Origin of the sequence: Streptomyces sp. SCUT-3, assembly GCF_014083985.1 — a bacterium.
In the GTDB taxonomy this organism is placed as follows: Bacteria; Actinomycetota; Actinomycetes; order Streptomycetales; family Streptomycetaceae; genus Streptomyces_H; species Streptomyces_H thermolineatus.
Genome location: NZ_CP046907.1, coordinates 2135291 through 2154509, shown reverse-complemented (window position 1 = coordinate 2154509; position 19219 = coordinate 2135291). Strand labels below are relative to the sequence as shown.

Here is a 19219-nt window from a genome sequence, read left to right as displayed (position 1 = left end):
CCCGGCACCCGGCTCCGACGGCGGGCGGCGCCGGGCGGGCGGGGCCGGCGGGCGGCGGGGCCGGCGCTCAGCTCTCGCTGCTGCGCGCCCACAGGTTGACGCCGGCCTCCTGGGCGTAGGAGTCGATCTCGGTGAGCTCCTCGTCGGTCAGCGGGGCCGCGCCGACGGCTGCGACGTTCGCCTCCAGCTGCGCGACGCTGGAGGCGCCGATCAGTGCGGAGGTCAGCCGCGGGTCCCGCAGGACCCAGGTCAGGGCGAGCTGGGCCAGGGACTGGCCGCGGCGCTGCGCGATGCCGTTCAGCCCGCGGAGGCGGCGCACGTTCTCCTCGGTGAGCAGGGCGGGGTCGAGGGACTTGCCCTGGGCGGCGCGCGAGCCGGCGGGGACGCCGTCGAGGTACTTGTCGGTCAGCATTCCCTGGGCGAGGGGGGCGAAGGCGATGCAGCCCATGCCCTCCTGCTCCAGGGTGTCGAGCAGGTGGTCGTCCTCGATCCAGCGGTTGATCATCGAGTACGAGGGCTGGTGGATCAGGGCGGGGACGCCCATGTCCCGCAGGATGCGGGCCGCCTCGCGGGTGCGCTCGGCGCTGTATGAGGAGACGCCGACGTACAGCGCCTTGCCCTGCCGGACGGCGGACGCCAGGGCGCCCATCGTCTCCTCCAGCGGGGTGTCGGGGTCGAAGCGGTGCGAGTAGAAGATGTCGACGTAGTCCAGGCCCGTCCGCTTCAGCGACTGGTCCAGGCTGGCGGTCAGGTACTTGCGGGAGCCCCACTCGCCGTAGGGGCCGGGCCACATGTCGTAGCCGGCCTTGGTGGAGATCACCAGCTCGTCGCGGTAGGGGCGGAAGTCCTGCTCCAGCAGCCGGCCGAAGTTGGTCTCGGCGGAGCCGTGGGGCGGTCCGTAGTTGTTGGCCAGGTCGAAGTGGGTGACGCCGAGGTCGAAGGCGCGGCGCAGGATCGCCCGCTGCGTTTCCAGGGGGCGGTCGTCGCCGAAGTTGTGCCACAGGCCGAGGGAGACGGCGGGCAGCTTGAGCCCGCTGCGGCCGGTGCGGCGGTACTCCATCGCGTCGTAGCGGGTGTCGGCAGCGCGGTAGAGAGACAGATTGTTCACCCGTTTTGCATATCACGCATCGTCCGTCCGGTTTCGTACGCGCGTGCGGGCGGGTCCGGGGGCAGGGCCGGGCCGGGGGCGGACCCGGCCGGTTCGTAACGGGCGCCGTCCCCGGAGTAGGGTGACCGCGCGGTGCGACGTACGCAGGAGGGGCACGAACACGATGGATCTGCGCGACCTGGTGTACCGGCTCTATGCCCGCCGAGTGGAGTCCAAGCTCGACGTCGAGCAGAGCCCCAAGCACATCGGCGTGATCCTGGACGGCAACCGCCGCTGGGCCAAGGCGTCCGGCGGCACCACGGTGCAGGGGCACCGGGCCGGCGCCGACAAGATCCAGGAGATGCTCGGCTGGTGCGGGGAGACCGGTGTCGAGGTGGTCACCCTGTGGCTGCTGTCCACCGACAACCTCAACCGTCCCGCCGTGGAGCTCAACCCCCTGCTGGGCATCATCGAGGACGCGGTGCGCGGCCTGGCCGAGGCCCGCCGCTGGCGGGTGCACCACGTCGGCACGCTCGACCTGCTGCCCGCCCGCACCCAGACGGTCCTCAAGGAGGCCGAGGAGGCCACCCGCGACATCGACGGCATCCTGGTGAACGTCGCCGTCGGCTACGGCGGCCGGCAGGAGATCGCCGACGCGGTCCGCTCCCTGCTGGGCGAGCACGCCGCGCGCGGCACCTCCCTGGAGGAGCTCGCCGAGACCCTGGACGTCGAGCACATCTCCGAGCACCTCTACACCCGCGGGCAGCCCGACCCGGACCTGGTGATCCGCACCAGCGGCGAGCAGCGGCTGTCCGGTTTCATGCTCTGGCAGAGCGCGCACTCCGAGTACTACTTCTGCGAGGCGTTCTGGCCGGCCTTCCGGAAGGTGGACTTCCTGCGGGCCCTGCGCAACTACGCGGACCGCCACCGCCGTTACGGCACCTGACCGCCCGCCCGGCCGAACGCCCGCCGCGCCGCGGGGCGTCGCAGCCTCCACCGCTGTCCCACCGGCCCCCGCCGCCACACCCCCGTCACCTCGGTGAACGCCTCCTGACCAGTGCGTGACGCTCCCCGGGGGCCCGCATGGTGCGGGTCGTTCGAGGGAATACCACTTGCAGTACGGCTACGGCGCCCGGCCCACGGGCTCCGGGCCGGCAGCGGGTGGCACGGTGTCACCCGCCCGGGAGGCCCGTTTGCACGCAGAAGCGCCGTCACCCAGTGGCCGCCGCCTCGTATCCACGAGGAGGGCCGGCACCCGGCCCTCCTCGGGCCGCATCCCGGTACCGTCCCGCGCTGCCAGTCCCGATCCGGCCCGCCCGGCGTACGGATCCGGCCGCGCCCATCCGTCCGGGGCGCCGGTGCGCGCCCTGCGAGGGGGTCTGTCAACAGGTGGTGGGTAGCAAGAACCGCCGGGGGAACGACGACCGGCACACCTATGTCCTCGACACCAGCGTGCTGCTGGCCGACCCGAACGCCATGACGCGCTTCGACGAGCACGAGGTCGTGCTCCCGGTCGTCGTGGTGACCGAGTTGGAGGCCAAGCGGCACCACCCCGAACTGGGCTACTTCGCCCGGCAGGCGCTGCGCCTGCTGGACGACTACCGGATCCGGTACGGACGCCTGGACGCCCCGATCCCGATCGGGGAGCTCGGCGGCACGCTGCGGGTGGAGCTCAACCACTCCGACCAGAGCGTCCTGCCGGCGGGCTACCGGCTCGGCGACAACGACTCGCGGATCCTCGCGGTCGCCCGGAACCTCCAGGCCGAGGGGTACGACGTCACGGTCGTCTCCAAGGACCTGCCGATGCGGATCAAGGCGTCCTCGGTCGGGCTGCTGGCCGAGGAGTACCGGGCCGAACTGGCCGTCACCTCCGGCTGGACGGGGATGGCCGAGCTGCAGGTGCCGGCCGACGACGTCGACGAGCTGTTCGCCAACGAGACGGTGCGGCTGCCCGGGACGGACGGCCTGCCCGTCCACACCGGCCTGGTGCTGTCCTCGGAGCGGGGCAGGGCGCTGGGGCGGGTGACTGCCGACGGCGACGTGCGGCTGGTGCGGGGGGACCGCGAGGCGTTCGGCGTGCACGGCCGCAGCGCCGAGCAGCGCGTCGCCCTCGACCTGCTGCTCGACCCGGACGTCGGCATCGTCTCCCTGGGCGGCCGGGCCGGCACGGGCAAGTCGGCGCTGGCGCTGTGCGCGGGCCTGGAGGCGGTGCTGGAGCGCAACCAGCACCGCAAGATCATGGTCTTCCGCCCGCTGTACGCGGTCGGCGGCCAGGAGCTGGGCTACCTGCCGGGCAGCGAGTCGGAGAAGATGGGCCCGTGGGCCCAGGCGGTCTTCGACACCCTCTCCGCGGTGACCTCGGCGACGGTGATCGAGGAGGTGGTCGAGCGCGGGATGCTGGAGGTCCTCCCGCTCACCCACATCCGCGGCCGCTCGCTGCACGACGCGTTCGTGATCGTCGACGAGGCGCAGTCCCTGGAGCGGAACGTCCTGCTGACCGTTCTGTCCCGGATCGGGGCGAACTCCCGGGTCGTCCTGACCCACGACGTCGCCCAGCGCGACAACCTGAGGGTCGGCCGCTACGACGGGGTGGTGGCGGTGGTGGAGAAGCTGAAGGGCCATCCGCTCTTCGCGCACATCACCCTCAACCGGTCCGAGCGCTCGCCGATCGCCGCCCTGGTCACCGAACTCCTGGAGGATCCCGCCGTGGCGTGACGGAGCACGCCCCTCCCCGTGCCCGTGCGCCCCTTCCGGGCGCCGTCGCCGGGAGGGGCGCACCCGCGGCGACGTGCGCCACACGCCTCCCGCGTGCCCCCGTGCACCCGGGGTGCCCCACCGACCGTGCGGGACCGGACAGCCGTCCGGCCCCGCATTCCCCTTTGTGATGCTGTGTGACGATTCGTCCTGCGCATTCGGGAAAGGTTCAGAACTCTACGGTGAACGACCGGTGTTGCGCCTCCCTCTCCTCCGGCCGATCCGGCGGAAAGCCGTGTGAGGTTTGACACTCGCAGGGGAATTGCGTTGACCCGGTCGACTGGTGCAGGGTGTGGGTTCTGTCAGGCCCCGCGTACGGCTGCCCGGCACCCCCAGCGGTGCTGAACAACAGAACTGAAAAGCGTTCAGCCGTACGCCGCCCGAGCACTCCGCGGGCCCCGGAACCATCGGGGACGCACCGGGCCCGTCGCCTCCCGTGACCGGAAAGCTATGGGGAGGCCAGAGCCAGGGGCAAGATCGGCGTCCGCGCGGTCACCACGCGGACGATGCTGGAAGGAATGCGTGTGAGCCGGATCTCGGTCCGGGGGTTCGCCGTGGCATCCGCCACCGCGGTCACCACCGTCGGTGCAGTCGTGGGTGTCGCCGCAGGCAGCGAGCAGGGCGCGGTTCAGCCCGTCGAGGCCGCGAACGCCACTCTCCTCGCGGACATCCCCGCCGGGCAGCAGGCCCAGCAGGCCTCCGTGAACCTCGGTCAGCAGGCGCAGGCTCAGGCCGACGCCGCCGACGCGAGCGCGAAGAAGGCCGCAGAGGAAGCAGCTCGCAAGAAGGCCGCCGAGGACGCGGCCGCGAAGAAGCAGCGCGAGGAGGAGGCCGCCAAGAAGGCGGCCGAGGAGCGCGAGGCCGAGAAGGCGAAGGAGCAGGCCGCCAGCCGCTCCGCGGCGCGCGACGCCTCCGACTTCGCGATCCAGAGCTCCTACAGCGTGGCCGAGGTCCAGGCGATGGCCCGGTCCATGGTCAGCGCCGACCAGTTCCAGTGCTTCTCCAACATCGTGGACCACGAGAGCGGCTGGAACTACAAGGCCGTCAACCCCTCCTCCGGCGCCTACGGCCTCATGCAGGCGCTGCCCGGCTCCAAGATGGCCTCCGCCGGCGCCGACTGGCAGACCAACCCGGCCACCCAGATCAAGTGGGGCGTGGGCTACATGAACGAGCGCTACGGCAGCCCCTGCGGCGCCTGGTCGTTCTGGCAGGCCAACAACTGGTACTAGGCCGCTGGTACCGGGCCGCACCCCGGCCCCGTACCGGGCCGAACCCCGGCCGGCACCGCCGCACGCAAGCCCCCGACCTCCCCGGTCGGGGGCTTCCGCGTTCCCGTGCCCCGTGCCCCGTGCCCCGTGCCCCGGGAGCGGGCCGGTACGGGTCCGGGACGCGGCGCGGAGGCGGGTCGGGGCCGGATCGCGGCGGTGGGGACGGGGATCGCGGGTACCGTCATCTGGACGACAGACACAACTGGGGGTACCAGAGGCCATGTCCAGGATGCGGGAGTGGCGTACCGGGTGGATCGCGGGACTGACCCGCCTCGCCCGGCACCTCGACGAACGGCGGGCCGCCGCCGAGCGCGAGGAAGAGGAACTGGAACAGGCCGAGGAGGCGGTGTACGGCGCCCGCCGCCCGGCCGGCGGCCCCCCGGCCCCGGGCGGCGCGGCCGCCGCTCCCGCGCCCGGCGGCACGGCCCCGACCGTGCCCGCCCCGCCCGGCTACGCCCCGGCCGTCCCCGCGCGCCCCGAACCGGCGGGCGCCGTCCCGTGGGGGATGCGGGTCGCCGCCGAGGTCGGCTGGCGGCTGCTGGTCCTGGCCGCCACCGTCTGGGTGCTGATGAAGGTGATCAGCTCGATCACCCTGGTGGTGCTCGCCTTCGCGGCGGCCCTGCTGCTCACCGCGCTGCTGCAGCCGACCGTCGCCTGGCTCAGGCGGGCCGGCGTGCCCAGGGGCCTGGCCACCGCCATCACCTTCATCGCCGGGCTCGCCGGCGTCGGACTCGCCGGCTGGTTCGTGGTCTGGCAGGTCGTGGAGAACGCGGACAACTTCTCCAGCAGCCTGCAGGGCGGCATCGCCGAGCTGAAGCGCTGGCTGCTCAACAGCCCGTTCCACGTCACCGAGGCGCAGATCAACAACATCGCCGACAACCTCAGCGAGGCCGTCGGCACCAACACCGAGCAGCTGACCTCGGCCGGACTCGCCGGGGTCACCGCGGTCGTCGAGTTCCTCTCCGGAATGCTGCTGGCCGCCTTCTCCACGCTCTTCCTGCTCTACGACGGCCGCCGGATCTGGCACTGGGTGCTCAAGCTCTTCCCGGCGGCGGCCCGCGCCGGCCTGTCGGGTGCCGGCCCGCGCGCCTGGCGGACGCTCACCAGCTACGTGCGCGGCACGGTGGTGATCGCCCTGATCGACGCCATCTTCATCGGCACCGGCATCTGGCTGCTCGGCGTGCCGCTGGCCGTGCCGCTGGCAGTCATCATCTTCCTCGGCTCGTTCGTGCCGCTCGTCGGCGCGGTCGTCTCCGGGGCGCTGGCCGTGGTGGTGGCGCTCGTGACGGACGGGCCCTTCCTGGCCCTGATGGTCCTGGCCGTGGTGCTGGGCGTCCAGCAGATCGAGGGACACGTCCTCCAGCCCCTCATCCTGGGCCGCGCGGTGAAGGTCCACCCCTTGGGCGTGGTGCTCGCGGTGACCACCGGGTCCATGGTGGCGGGCATCGGCGGCGCGGTCGTGGCGGTCCCCGTGGTGGCGGTCACCAACACGGTCGTCGGCTACCTGCGCCGGTACAGCGAGGAGACGAGGCTGCGCGCGGCGGGCCCGGAGGTGCACGGCCCCGGGCCGCACGGCGCCACGGGCATCGAGGCGTCCGACTGGACCCGGCCCGGCACCGGGCCGGGCAAGCCGCCCGCCGGCGCCTGAGCCCGCCGCTCCCCCGGGACTCCCCGCTGGCCTTCCGCGGGACTTCCTGCGGGCCTCCCGCGGATGTACTTGCCGCGGGAACGACGAAGGGCCCCGCTCGGAGCGGGGCCCTTCGCCGTCGGTCCTCGTCACCGCCGGCCGTGCCGGACGTCACCGGCCGTGCCGGACGGTCCGGCGTCAGACGCCGGCCAGCACGCCCTCGGCGTCGAGGGTGGCGCCGACGGCCTGGATCACGGCCGCGATCTTGAACGCCTCCTGGATCACGTCACGCTCCACACCGGCCTTGCGCAGCACCTGCTCGTGCGAGTCAAGGCACTGCCCGCAGCCGTTGATCGCCGAGACGGCCAGCGACCACAGCTCGAAGTCGACCTTCTCCACGCCCGGGTTGCCGATGACGTTCATCCGCAGGCCCGCGCGCAGGGTGCCGTACTCCGGGTCCGACAGCAGGTGCCGGGTGCGGTAGTACACGTTGTTCATCGCCATGACGGCGGCAGCCGCCTTGGCGGCCGTGTACGCCTCGGGCGACAGGTTCTCCCTGGCCTCCGGCTCCAGCTCGGTGAGCACCTTCGCCGAGCGCGAGGCGATCGCGCAGGCCAGCACGGTGCCCCACAGCTGCTGCTTGGGGAGGTCGGAGTTGCCTATGACCGAACCGAGGTTCAGCTTCAGGTCCTTGGCGTAGTCCGGCAGGGCGGACTTCAGGGTGTCGAGCGCCACGGGTCACTCACCGGCCAGGAGCTTGACCGGGTCGAGGGTCTCGTCGCCCTTGCTCCAGTTGCACGGGCACAGCTCGTCGGTCTGCAGGGCGTCGAGCACCCGCAGGACCTCCTTGGGGTTACGGCCGACGGAGCCGGCGGTCACCATGGTGAACTGGATCTCGTTGTTCGGGTCGACGATGAACACGGCGCGCTGCGCGAAGCCGTCCTCGCCCTCGACGCCGCACTCGCGCATGAGGTCGTGCTTGGAGTCGGCCAGCATCGGGAAGGGCAGGTCGCGCAGGTCGGCGTGGTCCTTGCGCCAGGCGTGGTGCACGAACTCGGAGTCGCCGGAGACGCCGAGGATCTGCGCGTCGCGGTCGGCGAACTCGTCGTTCAGCTTGCCGAAGGCGGCGATCTCGGTCGGGCACACGAAGGTGAAGTCCTTCGGCCAGAAGAAGACGACGCGCCACTTGCCCTCGTAGGACTTGTGGTTGATCTGCGCGAACGCCTTCTCGGGGTCGAGGTCGACGCAGGCGGTCAGGTCGTACTCGGGGAACTTGTCACCGACGGTGAGCACGCGTTTCCTCCAGGGGCGAAGGCGAGTCCCTTTGTGGGGGACCTTCCTTGGGGGTTGGACGGGGCCAAGACTTGCACAGCGCCCATTGATCAGAGAAATCGATACACTTCGGCGTGTTGATCGGAGGTTCCTATCAGTACGCCCCATCGGACCGCGCCCCACCGGACCACGCCCCACCGGACCACGCACCGCATGCCCACCCTCGCCCAGATAAGGGCCTTCTCGGCGGTCGCCGACACCCTCCACTTCCGCGACGCCGCGGCGGAGATCGGCATGAGCCAGCCGGCCCTGTCCGGAGCCGTCGCCGCGCTCGAGGAGTCCCTCGGCAGCCGGCTCGTCGAACGGACCACCCGCAAGGTCCTGCTCACCCCGGCCGGCGAGCGCATCGCCGCCCGCGCCCGGACCGTGCTGGACGCCGTCGCCGGCCTCATGGAGGAGGCCGAGGCGGCCCGCGCCCCGTTCACCGGCCACCTGCGGCTGGGCGTCATCCCCACCGTCGCGCCCTACCTGCTCCCCACCGTCCTGCGGCTGGCCCACGAAACCTACCCGGACCTGGACCTGCAGGTCCACGAGGAGCAGACCTCCTCCCTCCTGGAGGGGCTCGGCTCCGGCCGCCTGGACCTGCTGCTGCTCGCCCTGCCGCTGGGCGCCCACGGCGTCACCGAGATCCCGCTGTTCCACGAGGACTTCGTGCTGGTCACCCCCGGCGACCACCGGCTCGCCGGCCGGGCGGACATACCGCGCGAGTCCCTGCGTGAACTGCCGCTGCTGCTCCTGGAGGAGGGGCACTGCCTGCGCGACCAGGCCCTGGACGTCTGCCGCGAGATCGGCAAGGACGAGGGGGTGCCGGCCACCACGAGCGCGGCCGGCCTGTCCACCCTGGTCCAACTGGTCGCCGGCGGGCTGGGGGTGACGCTCCTGCCTCGCACCGCCGTCGACCTGGAGGCCGCCCGCGACGAGCGGCTGGGCACCGGCTGCTTCCGCGCCCCGGCCCCCGGACGCCGCGTCGGCCTGGCGATGCGCTCCGGCACGGCCCGGGCCGGCGAGTTCACCGCCTTCGCCGACTCCCTGCGCCACGCCCTGCGCCCCCTCCCGGTCCGCCTCACCCCCTCCCGGCCGGAGGCCGACCGAAGCGGCACGGCCGAAGTGGACCGGACCACGCCACTACAGTGACATCGTCGGACCACCCAGGAGGCTGCTGTGTACGTGTCCCGGCTGAGGATCGACGGGATCCGGGGTTTCCACGGCCCCCGCCAGGTGGACCTGACCCTCACCCGCCCCGACGGGACGCACGCCGGCTGGACCGTGGTTGCCGGCCGCAACGGGTCCGGCAAGACGACTCTGCTGCGCACCCTCGCGATGCTCGTGGCCCCGTACTCCACGGCGACGCTCGTGGGGGACCCGGGACCAATGGTCACGACGGGTTCCGACAGCGCGGTCGCACTTTTTCGTGCCCGCCTCGAACCCGACGGGACCGCTGCCGCACCGGGCGGGACGGCCGGTCGTCCCGAGGAGAAGGACTTCGGTGTGAAGATCTTCCCCGGGGACAGGCCGGGGGGAGACGCTCTCGTGCTCGACATCGGTGGCGGCGCCCATGCCCTTGATGTCCCGGACGGAGACCGGCTCCCCGTGCGTTCCGCACAGCACCCGGGGGCGGACAGAGGCGCCCGCGGGTGGTTCAGCGCCGGGTACGGGCCGTTCCGGAGGATGACGGGAGAAGGGGCCGGCGCCGACAGCCGGTACACGCCGCGCGCGGAGCGCTTCGCCACTCTCTTCGACGAGTCCGCGTCCCTCTCCGAAAGCGTCTCCTGGCTGGTGCGGCAGCACCTGCGGCGGCTGGAGGAGCGCGAAGGGGCGCAGGAACTGCTGGACGCGGTCTTCGCCCTGCTGGGCGACGGACTGCTGCCGGACGGCCACCGCATCGTCCGGGTGGACTCCGACGGGCTGTGGGTCTCGCGGCGGGGGCAGGAGTTCCCGCTCCGGGAGATGAGCGACGGCTACCGGACCGTGGCGTCCCTCGTCGTGGACCTCGTCCGGCATCTCCAGGAGCACTTCGGCAGCCTGCGGATGGACCTGTCCGGCGGCACGCCCGTCGTTCCCCTGCCCGGGGTGGTCCTGATCGACGAGGTCGACGTGCACCTGCACGTCAGCTGGCAGCAGCGCATCGGCGAGTGGCTCAAGACCCACTTCCCGCGGATCCAGTTCATCGTGACCACACACAGCCCCTACGTGTGCCAGGCCGCCGACCCCGGCGGGCTGGTCCGACTCCCCGGCCCGGACGAGGACGCCCCGCCGGTGGTAGTGGACGAGGACCTGTACCGCAGGGTGGTCTACGGCAGCGGCGACGACGCGGTTCTGTCCGACCTGTTCGGCCTCGACAGCCCCTACTCCCCGCGGGCCGAGCGGCTGCGGCGCCGGGTGGGCGACCTGGAAGGGCGCGTGCTGGAGGGGGAGGCATCCGAGACCGAGGTGGAGGAGTACCGGGCCCTGAGCGACGTGCTGAACAGCTCCCTGGGCGCCCGTGTCGACGAGGTGGCCACGCGTCTCGGCCGGAGCGCATGATCCCCCTGAACCGGCCGGAGCCCGGTGAGGACCTCGAACGCCTGCTGGCCGCCCGGACCGAACTCCTGGCGGGAGCGGGGGCGACGGCCGCCTCCGCCCGTGCGGCGTGGAGCGGCGCCCGGGCGGTCAAGCGCCACCTGCACTCCCTGCTGGAGTCGATGTCCCCGGGCATCGTCCGGTGCATGTACTGCGGGGACAGCCAGGGGACGGACATCGACCACTTCCAGCCGATCGCGCTCGCCCCGCTGCGTGCCTTCGACTGGCTGAACCACTTCCTGGCCTGCTCGCACTGCAACAGCAATCAGAAACGGGACCGGTACCCCTGCGGGGAGGACGGGGACTGCCTCCTGGTCGACCCCGGCCGCGAGGACCCCTACGACCACCTGCGGCTCGTCCTCACCACCGGCGAGTACCGGGCGCGCACGCCGAAGGGCGAGGTGACGATCGAGGTTTTCGGCCTGCAGCGCCCCGTCCTCACGATGGGCCGCGCGCACGCCTTCGTCCGGTGCAAGTCCATGCTGAGGGACTGGTACCGGCTGAGGAAGGCGGACGAGGGCAGGGAAGCGCGCGAGGTCGAGAACGCCTTACGGGTCCAGCCCTTCGCGGACGTGCTGTACGCGATGCTGCGCACGATGCACCGGCCCGGCGCGCAGGCGGTATTCACCCCGGACGTCCTCGTGGCGCTGCACGCCATGGGCGCCGCCGCAGCAGGCTTTCCCGCACAGCGGTCCGGGGAACGGGCTCCGCTCACCCCTTCGCCCTCCCCGCCGCGCGACTGAGGCGGTCCGCCAGGACGGCCAGGCGGTCGCGGAGTTCCTGCGGCTCGTGCACCTCGAAGTCCGCGCCGAACAAGGAGGCGTACAGGGCCAGGCCGTCCAGGGAGTCGGCGCCGGTCTGCACGGTGCAGGAGTGCTCGTCGACCGGTTCGACCACGGCGGAGGTCCGTGTCACGTACCGGCTGACGTGCTCGGCCGGGGCGTGGACCGTGAACCGCGCCCGGTAGCGGTAGGCCGCGGTGGTGATGCCCCGCGCGACGTGGGCGGCGGCGTCCTCGGGAGGCGTGCGGGGGGTGAACCGCGGGCCGGTGGGGAGCCGGGGGGTGAGCCGGTCCACGCGGAAGGTGCGCCAGTCCTCCCGGTCGGTGTCCCACGCCAGCAGGTACCAGCGGCGGCCCGCGGCCACCAGTCGGTGCGGCTCGACGGTGCGCCGGCCGGCGGTGCCGTCGTGGCTGCGGTAGTCGAACCGCAGCCGTTCGTGCGCCCGGCAGGCGCCCGCGACGGCGGTGAGGGTCTGCGGGTCCACGGTGGGGCCGTGCCCGGTCAGCGGCACCGTCACCGACTGCAGGGCGTTGACCCGGTGCCGCAGCCGGGATGGGAGCACCTGCTCGAGCTTGGCCAGCGCCCGCACCGACGTCTCCTCGATGCCGCTGACCGCCGACCCGGCGGCCGTGCGCAGGCCGATCGCGACGGCCACCGCCTCCTCGTCGTCGAGGAGCAGCGGCGGCAGCGCCGCGCCGGCGCCGAGCCGGTAGCCGCCCGCCGTACCCGGCGTGGCGTGCACGGGATAGCCGAGGCTGCGCAGCTTGTCGATGTCGCGGCGGACGGTGCGCACGTCCACCTTCAGACGCCCGGCGAGCTCGGGACCCGGCCAGTCGCGGCGGGTCTGCAGGAGGGAGAGCAGTTTCAACAGCCGGGCCGAGGTCTGCAGCATGAACGCAGTGTGGCACCCGTCGAGGGCGGGAACGGTCCGCTTTCACGGGAAGGCCCGCGGCCCGCGGACGTGCCGCAGCCCCGCAGCGCGGAGGGAGGGGCGCGTCGCGGGGCTGCCGTCCTTCTTCGGGTACGGCCCCGGCCGTCGGCCGGCGGTCGCGGGAGGGGGAGGTCAGTGACGGAATGCGTCCTTGGCCTTCTCGCCGGCCTGCTTGATGTCGCCCTTGGCCTGCTCGGCGCGGCCCTCGGCTTCCATCTCCTCGTTGCCGGTGGCCCGGCCCACGGTCTCCTTGGCCTTGCCCTTGAGGCGCTCTGCCGCACTGTCGGCCTTGCGTTCGGTGCTCACGGTGTCTCCTCCTCGTCGGACCGAGTACTCGGTGACACCTCTCGCGTGCCCGTTCCGTCAGGATTCACACCGGACCGTCCTGAACCGGCGCGGCGCGGGCGGCCCCGCCGGGGCAGGCCGCCCGCGCCCTCCGGCATCCGCCCGGCCCCGTCCAGGGCCCGCCGCAGCAGGAACTCGATCTGCGCGTTGGTGCTGCGCAGCTCGTCCGCGGCCCAGCGGGCCACCGCGTCGTGCACCGCCGGGTCGAGCCTCAGCAGGATCTTCTTGCGCTCGGTCACTGGTAGAGGGTGCCCGTGTTGAGGACGGGCTGCGCGGCCCGGTCCCCGCACAGCACCACCAGCAGGTTGCTGACCATGGCCGCCTTGCGCTCCTCGTCCAGGTCGACCAGGTCCTGCTCGGCGATCCGCGCGAGCGCCGACTCGACCATTCCGACCGCGCCGTCGACGATCAGCTTCCGGGCCGCGACCACGGCCCCCGCCTGCTGGCGCTGGAGCATCGCCGAGGCGATCTCGGGGGCGTAGGCGAGGTGGGTGAAGCGGGACTCGACGACGTGGACGCCGGCCGCCTCCACCCGCGCGGTGATCTCCTCCGACAGCTTCTCGGTGATCTCCTCGGCGTTGCCGCGCAGCGACAGCCCGGCCTCGTCGTGGGAGTCGTAGGGGTACTCGATGGCGATGTGCCGGACCGCGGCCTCGGTCTGGGTGGAGACGAACTCGATGAAGTCGTCGACCTCGAAGACGGCCTGGGCGGTGTCCTTGACCTGCCAGACCACGACGGCGGCCAGTTCGATCGGGTTGCCGTAGGCGTCGTTGACCTTCAGTACGGCGGTCTCGTGGTTGCGGATGCGGGTGGAGATCTTCTCCCGGCTGGTGAAGGGGTTGACCCAGCGCAGGCCGTCCTGCCGGATGGTGCCCTGGTAGCGGCCGAAGAGCTGGCAGACCCGGGCCTCGCCCGGCGCCACCTGCGTCAGGCCGCCCATGACGATGAAGGAGGCCAGTGCGACGAGGATCCCCAGGCCGATCATGACGCCCCCGCCGGCTCCCCCGCCGCTCTCGAGGGCGGCGCCCCCGGCGATCGCCAGCGCCGCGCCGCCGACCCCGGTGAGCGGCGCGAGCAGGAGTACGGGCAGTCCGGGCGCGCCGACCGCGCGCCGCTCGACCACGCGGGGCTCGGGCATCCGGACCGCGGGGTCGGGTGCGGTGCCGGTCGCGGCGTCGGTGGTGGTGCCGGGTGCGCCACTGGCGGCGGTGGCGGGCGAGGTTGTGCGGCTCATGCTGGTTCCCCCCAGGTGTTTCCGGGTCCGTGTGATGGCCACAGGTTAGCAAAGTGATATCAGTTTTGTCAGAGGGGGCCGCGAAGGAGAGGGGGAGCCGTGGAGGAGTAGGGAGAAGGCGGGGGGGGGGAGAGGCCGGGGCGCGGGGGCGGTGCCGGGCGGAGGGGGAGCCCCCGCCCGGGCCGCGGGGCGGGGCCGTCAGGAGGGGTCGGGGCGCTTCGCGGGGAGGGTCTGCTCGAACCAGACGACCTTCCCCGTGCTCAACCGCGTGGCTCCCCAGCGCCGTGCCAGGCGGTTGACCATGAACAGCCCCCGCCCGCCCTCGTCGCCGGCCGCGGCGTGCCGCATCCGCGGCAGCGTCGGGGCGTCGTCACCGACCTCGCAGCGCAGCACCTCGGTGCGCAGCAGCCGCAGGGTGATGGGCCGGGTGGCGTACCGGACCGCGTTGGTCACCACCTCGCTGACCAGGAGTTCCGTGGACTCCGACAGCGAGTCCAGTTCCCAGCGCTGCAGGACCCGGCGGACCAGGCGGCGGGCCCGGCCGGGGGTCTGCGCCTGCGGCTCCAGGAACCAGTAGGCGACGTCGCGCGGGGGGATGCCGTCGAAGCGCGCGGCGAGCAGCGCGATGTCGTCGTCGCGGTCCTCCGGGCCGAGCATGTCGAGCACGCAGTCGCACAGCGGCTCCAGCTGCGGGGGGCGGGTGGTCTCCGCGGCGGTCCGCAGCCGCTCGCGCAGCCGCTCCACCCCGCTCCACACGTCCCGGGTGCGCGACTCCACCAGTCCGTCCGTGTACAGGAGCAGCGTCGCCCCGGGCGGGGCCGGCACCTCCACCGACTCGAATGGCACCCCGCCCACGCCGATCGGCGCCCCCGGGGGGAGCCGCAGGGTCTCGGCCCGCCCGTCCGGGTGGAGGAAGACCGGCGGCGGGTGGCCCGCGTTGGCCATGACCAGCCGGTGCGAGACCGGGTCGTACACGCCGTACACGCAGGTCGCGATGTGGTCGCTGCCCAGGCGCTGCGCCTGCTCGTCGAGGTGGTGCAGCACCTCCTCGGGCGGCAGGTCCAGGCCGGCCAGGGTCTGCACGGTGGTGCGCAGCTGGCCCATGATCGCGGCGGAGGTCATCGAGTGGCCCATCACGTCGCCCACCACGAGCGCGACCCGGTTGCCGGGCAGCGGGATGGCGTCGTACCAGTCGCCGCCGACCCGCGCGGTCTCCGCGGCGGGCAGGTAGCGGCTGGCCAGCCGCACCCCGGTGGACCGGGGGAGCGAGGAGGGCAGCATGGCGCGCTGCAGGGCGTCGGCGATGTAGGCCTCGCGGCCGTACAGCACGGCCTTGTCCACGCCCAGGGCGGTGTGCGTGGCCAGCTGGGAGGCGACCAGCAGGTCGTCCTCGGTGAAGGGGGGACGGTCGGCGCGCCGGAGCAGGAGCACCGCGCCCACCACCCGGCGCCGCCCGCGCAGCGGGGCGACGATCACCCGGCGGCCGGGCGGCAGCATGCCCGGGAGGCCGGCGGGCACGTTGCCCAGCAGCTCGGCCAGGCCCTCGGAGTCCGGGGAGCCGTCGCCGCCGAAGACCGGGCGGCCGCACAGCAGCAGCGAGGCGAGCGGCCCGTCCGGCACCAGCCGGACCGGTTCGGTCGCGCCCGGGGGGTCGGCGGTGGGGGCCAGCAGCGGCAGCCGGCTGCCGTCGGTGTCCGGCTCCTCCGGGATCCGGTCGGTGCGCCGCAGCCGCAGGACGACGGGCGCGTTGGTGCGCTCGTCGCCGACGGGCAGCGGGTCGCGCAGGTAGCACAGGACGGCGTCGGCGAACGCGGGCACGGAGGCCCTGCACAGGCCCTGCAGGGTCTCGTCCAGGTCCAGGCCCCGGGCGATCCGCCGGGTCGCCATGTCCAGGTAGCGCAGCCGGTCGGACTGTGCGAAGCGGGCCTGGTCGGCGGCCTCCGCGGACGCGCGGTGCCCGTCGTGGGCGGTCGGCCCGGGCGACGGTGCCGGGAACGCCGGCGGGGCGCCCGCGGGAGCCGCGCCCGGCTGCGGGGCCGCGCCCGGGCGCGGCCCCGCAGCCGGGCGCGCGGGAGCGCCGTCCCCGGCGAGGCAGCCGTCCCCGGCGAGGCCGCCGTGGCCGGTGCGGCCGTCGTGGCCGTCGTGGCCGGACGGGCCGGAGTGGGCCGGGTGCCCGGCCGCGGACGGGCCGGCGTCCGGCCCGTACCCGCCGGCCGGGCGGGCCGGGCCCCCGGCGCCGGGCACGGGATGGTGCCCGCGGGCCGGAGGAGCGGCCCGCGGGTCGGGCGTGGCAGCATGCCGTTCCGCCCCGGCGGACCGTCTGCCGGGGCGGGGCCCCTCGTGAGGTGTGCGGTGCTCCGTCACGCCAGTCATTCCATCTCGTCAGCCGCTGCGTCGGCAGTTCAGGAAGATCTGCTCCTCCGGCGGCACGTCCGTGGTCGCCGGTGCATAGGTGAAGGACGTCTCCCCGAGGATCTCGAAGCCCGCTTCGCCGACGACCCGGCGCAGGTCGTCCCGCAAGTATCCGGATACCCGGATGGTGTTGCCGAGGAACGGGATCGAGAAGTCGTCCACGTCCGCCTCGACCATCGACAGGGCGAACAGGCCGCCGGGGCGGAGCACGTCGTGGACGGTCCGCAGGGCCAGGGGGATCTCGGCGCGGGGCAGCATCAGCAGGGAGAAGAACGCGACCACCGCGTCGAACGTGCCCAGGTCGCGGGGGCCGCGCGGGGCCAGGTCGGCGATGTCCATCTGCAGGAAGGTCGCCCCGGGGACGTTGGCCCGGGCTATCCGCACCATCTCCTCCGACAGGTCGGTGCCCGTCACCTCGTGCCCCGCCCCGGCCAGCTGCCGGGCGGTGGGCACCCCCGTCCCGCAGCCCAGGTCGAGCACCCGCGACCGCGGCGGCAGCTCCTTGACCAGCCACTCGCCGGCGGCCACCTGGCCCTCCTTGTGGGGGAAGGCCTCGTCGTACCGGTCGCCTATGGCGTCGAACGCCTCGGCCTGTCCCGTGCGGTCGATCTCCACCCCGGTGGTCCCGATCCCCTCGGCCTCGTCGTCCATGCGCCGGCGCCCCCTTCGATGACATCGCGTGCCGTGTCCGCCACGGCCGGTGAACCGGACGATCGTACGCCAGGACGAGTGCTTCACCGAGAGGAACTGCGGTCCCAGTCCGCGGGCAGCTCCGGAACCGGCCACGAGGGGTCGGGCCGCCAGTCCTCCCAGCCGTCGCAGAACGGTGAGCCCCAGCGCTCGATCACCTCCACGGCACGCTCTCCCGCTTCCAGGACCTGCCCGGCCTGGTGCGGGGTCATCAGGCCGGCGCGCTGCGCCTCGGCGAACTCGTCCTCGTCCCGCCACTGCCAGCTGCGGTCCGGCAGCACGGTGATGTCGAGGAAGTGGTCCTCGGAGTCCACGCCGCCGCTCCAGCGGCGCACCGGTTCCTCCAGGTTGACGTACCAGTTCTTGAACCGCCACCCGCGTTCCCAGAACAGCCACACCGACCACGGCTCGCCGGGCCGCACCAGCTTGAGCACGCCGGTGCCCCACCACTGCGAGACCGCGGTGGTGCGCGGCCTGAGGTAGCGCGTGGCCAGCGGCTCCAGGTGGACGGGCCCGCCGTCCTCCAGGACCGGCCTGACGCACTCGGTGCCGGGCGCCATCCACACGGCGAGCAGCTCGGCGTCGTCGCGCACCACCGTCACCGGCCGGCATATGTGCACCCGGTCGGTGGCGTTGCCGCGGTAGCGCCACAGCACGCTCCGCCCGGGGGCCCAGAAGCCGTCCCCGTCCTCTCCGTCCGGTCCGTCCTGCCTGCGCGCCGTCTCGGTCGTCATGGACGGATTTTAGGGAGGCCCCGGGCCCCGCGGGTCACGGACGCGTCATGCGGAGCACGTCGAGCGCCTCGTCGAGCTGGGCCTCGGTGAGCCTCCCGGCCTCGACGTAGCCGCGCTCCAGGACGACCTCGCGGATCGTCTTCCGCTCGGCCAGGGACTGCTTGGCGACCTTCGCCGCCTCCTCGTAGCCGATGTACCGGTTCAGCGGGGTGACCACCGAGGGGGAGGACTCGGCGTACTCGCGGGCCCGCCCGGCGTTGGCGGTGATGCCGTCGACCGTGCGGTCGGCCAGCAGGCGGGAGGCGTTGGCCAGCAGCCGCACCGACTCCAGCAGGTTGCGCGCCATCACCGGCAGCATCACGTTGAGCTCGAAGTTGCCCTGGGAGCCGGCGAAGGCGACCGTGGCGTCGTTGCCGATCACCTGGGCGGCGACCATCAGCACCGCCTCGGGCACCACCGGGTTGACCTTGCCCGGCATGATCGAGGAGCCGGGCTGCAGGTCGGGAAGGTTGATCTCGGCCAGGCCGGTGCGCGGGCCCGACGCCATCCACCGCAGGTCGTTGGCGATCTTCGTCAGGCCGACGGCGACCGTGCGCAGCTGCCCGGAGGTCTCGACCAGGCCGTCGCGGGCGCCCTGGGCCTCGAAGTGGTCGCGGGCCTCGGTCAGCGGCAGGCCCGTGGCGCGGGCCACCTCCTCGATCACCGCGGCGGAGAACCCGGGCGGGGTGTTGATGCCGGTGCCCACCGCGGTGCCGCCCAGCGGCAGCTCCGCCAGCCGGGGCAGGGCGTCCCGCAGCCGCTCCGCCCCGCGCCGCATCTGGGCCGCGTAGCCGCCGAACTCCTGCCCCAGGGTCACCGGGGTGGCGTCCATCAGGTGGGTGCGGCCCGCCTTGACGACGTCCGCGAACTCCGCCGCCTTGCGCTCCAGCGCCTCCGCCAGGTGCTCCAGGGCGGGGACCAGGTCGTTCACCACGGCCGAGGTGGCGGCGATGTGGATGGAGGAGGGGAAGACGTCGTTGGAGGACTGGCTGGCGTTGACGTGGTCGTTGGGGTGCACCGGGCGGCCCAGCCGCTCGCTCGCCAGGGTGGCGATCACCTCGTTGGCGTTCATGTTGGACGAGGTGCCCGAGCCGGTCTGGAAGACGTCGACGGGGAAGTGCTCGTCCCAGCGGCCGGAGGCCACCTCCCCGGCGGCCTCCCGGACCGCCTCCGCCACCTCCGGGTCCAGCACGCCCAGCCGGGCGTTGACCCCGGCGGCCGCCGCCTTGATCCGCGCCAGCGCCTCGATGTGCGCCCGCTCCAGCCGCTGCCCGGAGACGGGGAAGTTCTCCACGGCGCGCTGGGTCTGCGCCCGCCACTTGGCGCGCGCGGGGACCCGCACCTCGCCCATGGAGTCGTGCTCGGTCCGGTAGCCGGTGGTCTCGTCGTGGTGCGTCATACCTGTGACAGTGCCCGGGAACACGG

The 19219-nt window shown here is 73.4% G+C and carries 18 protein-coding genes; 7 read left to right on the top strand and 11 right to left on the bottom strand.

The features are described 5' to 3' along the window. Window positions 1-67: 67 nt before the first annotated feature. Complete coding sequence (gene mgrA, locus GQS52_RS09355) at window positions 68-1108, bottom strand: L-glyceraldehyde 3-phosphate reductase (protein ID WP_182312951.1); 1041 nt, start codon at window positions 1106-1108, stop codon at window positions 68-70. A 163-nt stretch (window positions 1109-1271) separates the two neighbouring features. On the opposite strand from mgrA, the gene GQS52_RS09350 reads away from it, so the two are divergent. The 4 genes from GQS52_RS09350 (at window position 1272) to GQS52_RS09335 (ending at window position 6757) form a co-directional block, all read left to right on the top strand. Continuing rightward, window positions 1272-2033: an isoprenyl transferase gene (locus GQS52_RS09350; protein ID WP_182312950.1), complete on the top strand. Its 762-nt coding sequence runs from the start codon at window positions 1272-1274 to the stop codon at window positions 2031-2033. Window positions 2034-2476: 443 nt separating this feature from the next. Further along, window positions 2477-3802 (top strand): PhoH family protein, encoded by a 1326-nt coding sequence (locus GQS52_RS09345; protein ID WP_182312949.1) that lies wholly within the window; start codon window positions 2477-2479, stop codon window positions 3800-3802. 563 nt (window positions 3803-4365) lie between these two features. After that, window positions 4366-5070 carry a lytic transglycosylase domain-containing protein gene (locus tag GQS52_RS09340; protein WP_259370671.1) on the top strand — a complete coding sequence of 235 codons (705 nt, stop codon included), beginning with the start codon at window positions 4366-4368 and terminating at the stop codon, window positions 5068-5070. Between the two features lie 259 nt (window positions 5071-5329). After that, window positions 5330-6757: an AI-2E family transporter gene (locus GQS52_RS09335; protein WP_182312947.1), complete on the top strand. Its 1428-nt coding sequence runs from the start codon at window positions 5330-5332 to the stop codon at window positions 6755-6757. Between the two features lie 177 nt (window positions 6758-6934). Here GQS52_RS09335 and GQS52_RS09330 read toward each other — a convergent pair whose 3' ends face one another. After that, window positions 6935-7471 (bottom strand): alkyl hydroperoxide reductase, encoded by a 537-nt coding sequence (locus GQS52_RS09330; protein WP_182312946.1) that lies wholly within the window; start codon window positions 7469-7471, stop codon window positions 6935-6937. A 3-nt stretch (window positions 7472-7474) separates the two neighbouring features. Next, window positions 7475-8029, bottom strand: coding sequence for a peroxiredoxin (locus GQS52_RS09325; RefSeq protein ID WP_182312945.1), 555 nt, complete (start codon window positions 8027-8029; stop codon window positions 7475-7477). Window positions 8030-8221: 192 nt separating this feature from the next. On the opposite strand from GQS52_RS09325, the gene GQS52_RS09320 reads away from it, so the two are divergent. The 3 genes from GQS52_RS09320 to GQS52_RS09305 are packed head-to-tail and all read left to right on the top strand — an operon-like array spanning window position 8222 to window position 11370. Beyond that, window positions 8222-9202, top strand: coding sequence for a LysR substrate-binding domain-containing protein (locus GQS52_RS09320; RefSeq protein ID WP_182312944.1), 981 nt, complete (start codon window positions 8222-8224; stop codon window positions 9200-9202). 27 nt (window positions 9203-9229) lie between these two features. Further along, window positions 9230-10591: an AAA family ATPase gene (locus GQS52_RS09310; RefSeq protein WP_259370670.1), complete on the top strand. Its 1362-nt coding sequence runs from the start codon at window positions 9230-9232 to the stop codon at window positions 10589-10591. Continuing rightward, window positions 10588-11370 carry an HNH endonuclease gene (locus GQS52_RS09305; RefSeq protein WP_182312943.1) on the top strand — a complete coding sequence of 261 codons (783 nt, stop codon included), beginning with the start codon at window positions 10588-10590 and terminating at the stop codon, window positions 11368-11370. The genes GQS52_RS09310 and GQS52_RS09305 overlap by 4 nt, the downstream gene beginning before the upstream one ends. Here GQS52_RS09305 and GQS52_RS09300 read toward each other — a convergent pair. The 8 genes from GQS52_RS09300 to GQS52_RS09265 form a co-directional block, all read right to left on the bottom strand. Further along, window positions 11339-12301 carry a YafY family protein gene (locus GQS52_RS09300; RefSeq protein WP_182312942.1) on the bottom strand — a complete coding sequence of 321 codons (963 nt, stop codon included), beginning with the start codon at window positions 12299-12301 and terminating at the stop codon, window positions 11339-11341. The two genes, GQS52_RS09305 and GQS52_RS09300, sit on opposite strands and share 32 nt — an antisense overlap. A 171-nt stretch (window positions 12302-12472) precedes the next feature. Further along, entirely contained in the window at window positions 12473-12646 is a 174-nt protein-coding gene (locus GQS52_RS09295) for a CsbD family protein (protein ID WP_182312941.1), read from the bottom strand. After that, window positions 12643-12975 carry a hypothetical protein gene (locus tag GQS52_RS09290; protein ID WP_259370669.1) on the bottom strand — a complete coding sequence of 111 codons (333 nt, stop codon included), beginning with the start codon at window positions 12973-12975 and terminating at the stop codon, window positions 12643-12645. The genes GQS52_RS09295 and GQS52_RS09290 overlap by 4 nt, the downstream gene beginning before the upstream one ends. Further along, the gene (locus GQS52_RS09285) at window positions 12921-13823 is read right to left on the bottom strand and encodes an SPFH domain-containing protein (protein ID WP_259371080.1); all 903 of its coding nucleotides are present in this window, start codon (window positions 13821-13823) and stop codon (window positions 12921-12923) included. Before GQS52_RS09285 ends, GQS52_RS09290 begins: the two co-directional genes overlap by 55 nt. A 294-nt stretch (window positions 13824-14117) precedes the next feature. After that, on the bottom strand, window positions 14118-16292 hold the full coding sequence (locus tag GQS52_RS09280; protein WP_182312938.1) for a SpoIIE family protein phosphatase: 2175 nt from the start codon (window positions 16290-16292) through the stop codon (window positions 14118-14120). Between the two features lie 9 nt (window positions 16293-16301). Beyond that, a complete protein-coding gene (locus tag GQS52_RS09275; protein ID WP_182312937.1) occupies window positions 16302-16982 on the bottom strand; it encodes a class I SAM-dependent methyltransferase in 681 nt (226 codons plus the stop codon). 83 nt (window positions 16983-17065) lie between these two features. Then, window positions 17066-17755 carry a DUF402 domain-containing protein gene (locus GQS52_RS09270; RefSeq protein WP_182312936.1) on the bottom strand — a complete coding sequence of 230 codons (690 nt, stop codon included), beginning with the start codon at window positions 17753-17755 and terminating at the stop codon, window positions 17066-17068. A 34-nt stretch (window positions 17756-17789) separates the two neighbouring features. Beyond that, window positions 17790-19193 carry a class II fumarate hydratase gene (locus GQS52_RS09265; protein ID WP_182312935.1) on the bottom strand — a complete coding sequence of 468 codons (1404 nt, stop codon included), beginning with the start codon at window positions 19191-19193 and terminating at the stop codon, window positions 17790-17792. Window positions 19194-19219 lie beyond the last annotated feature (26 nt).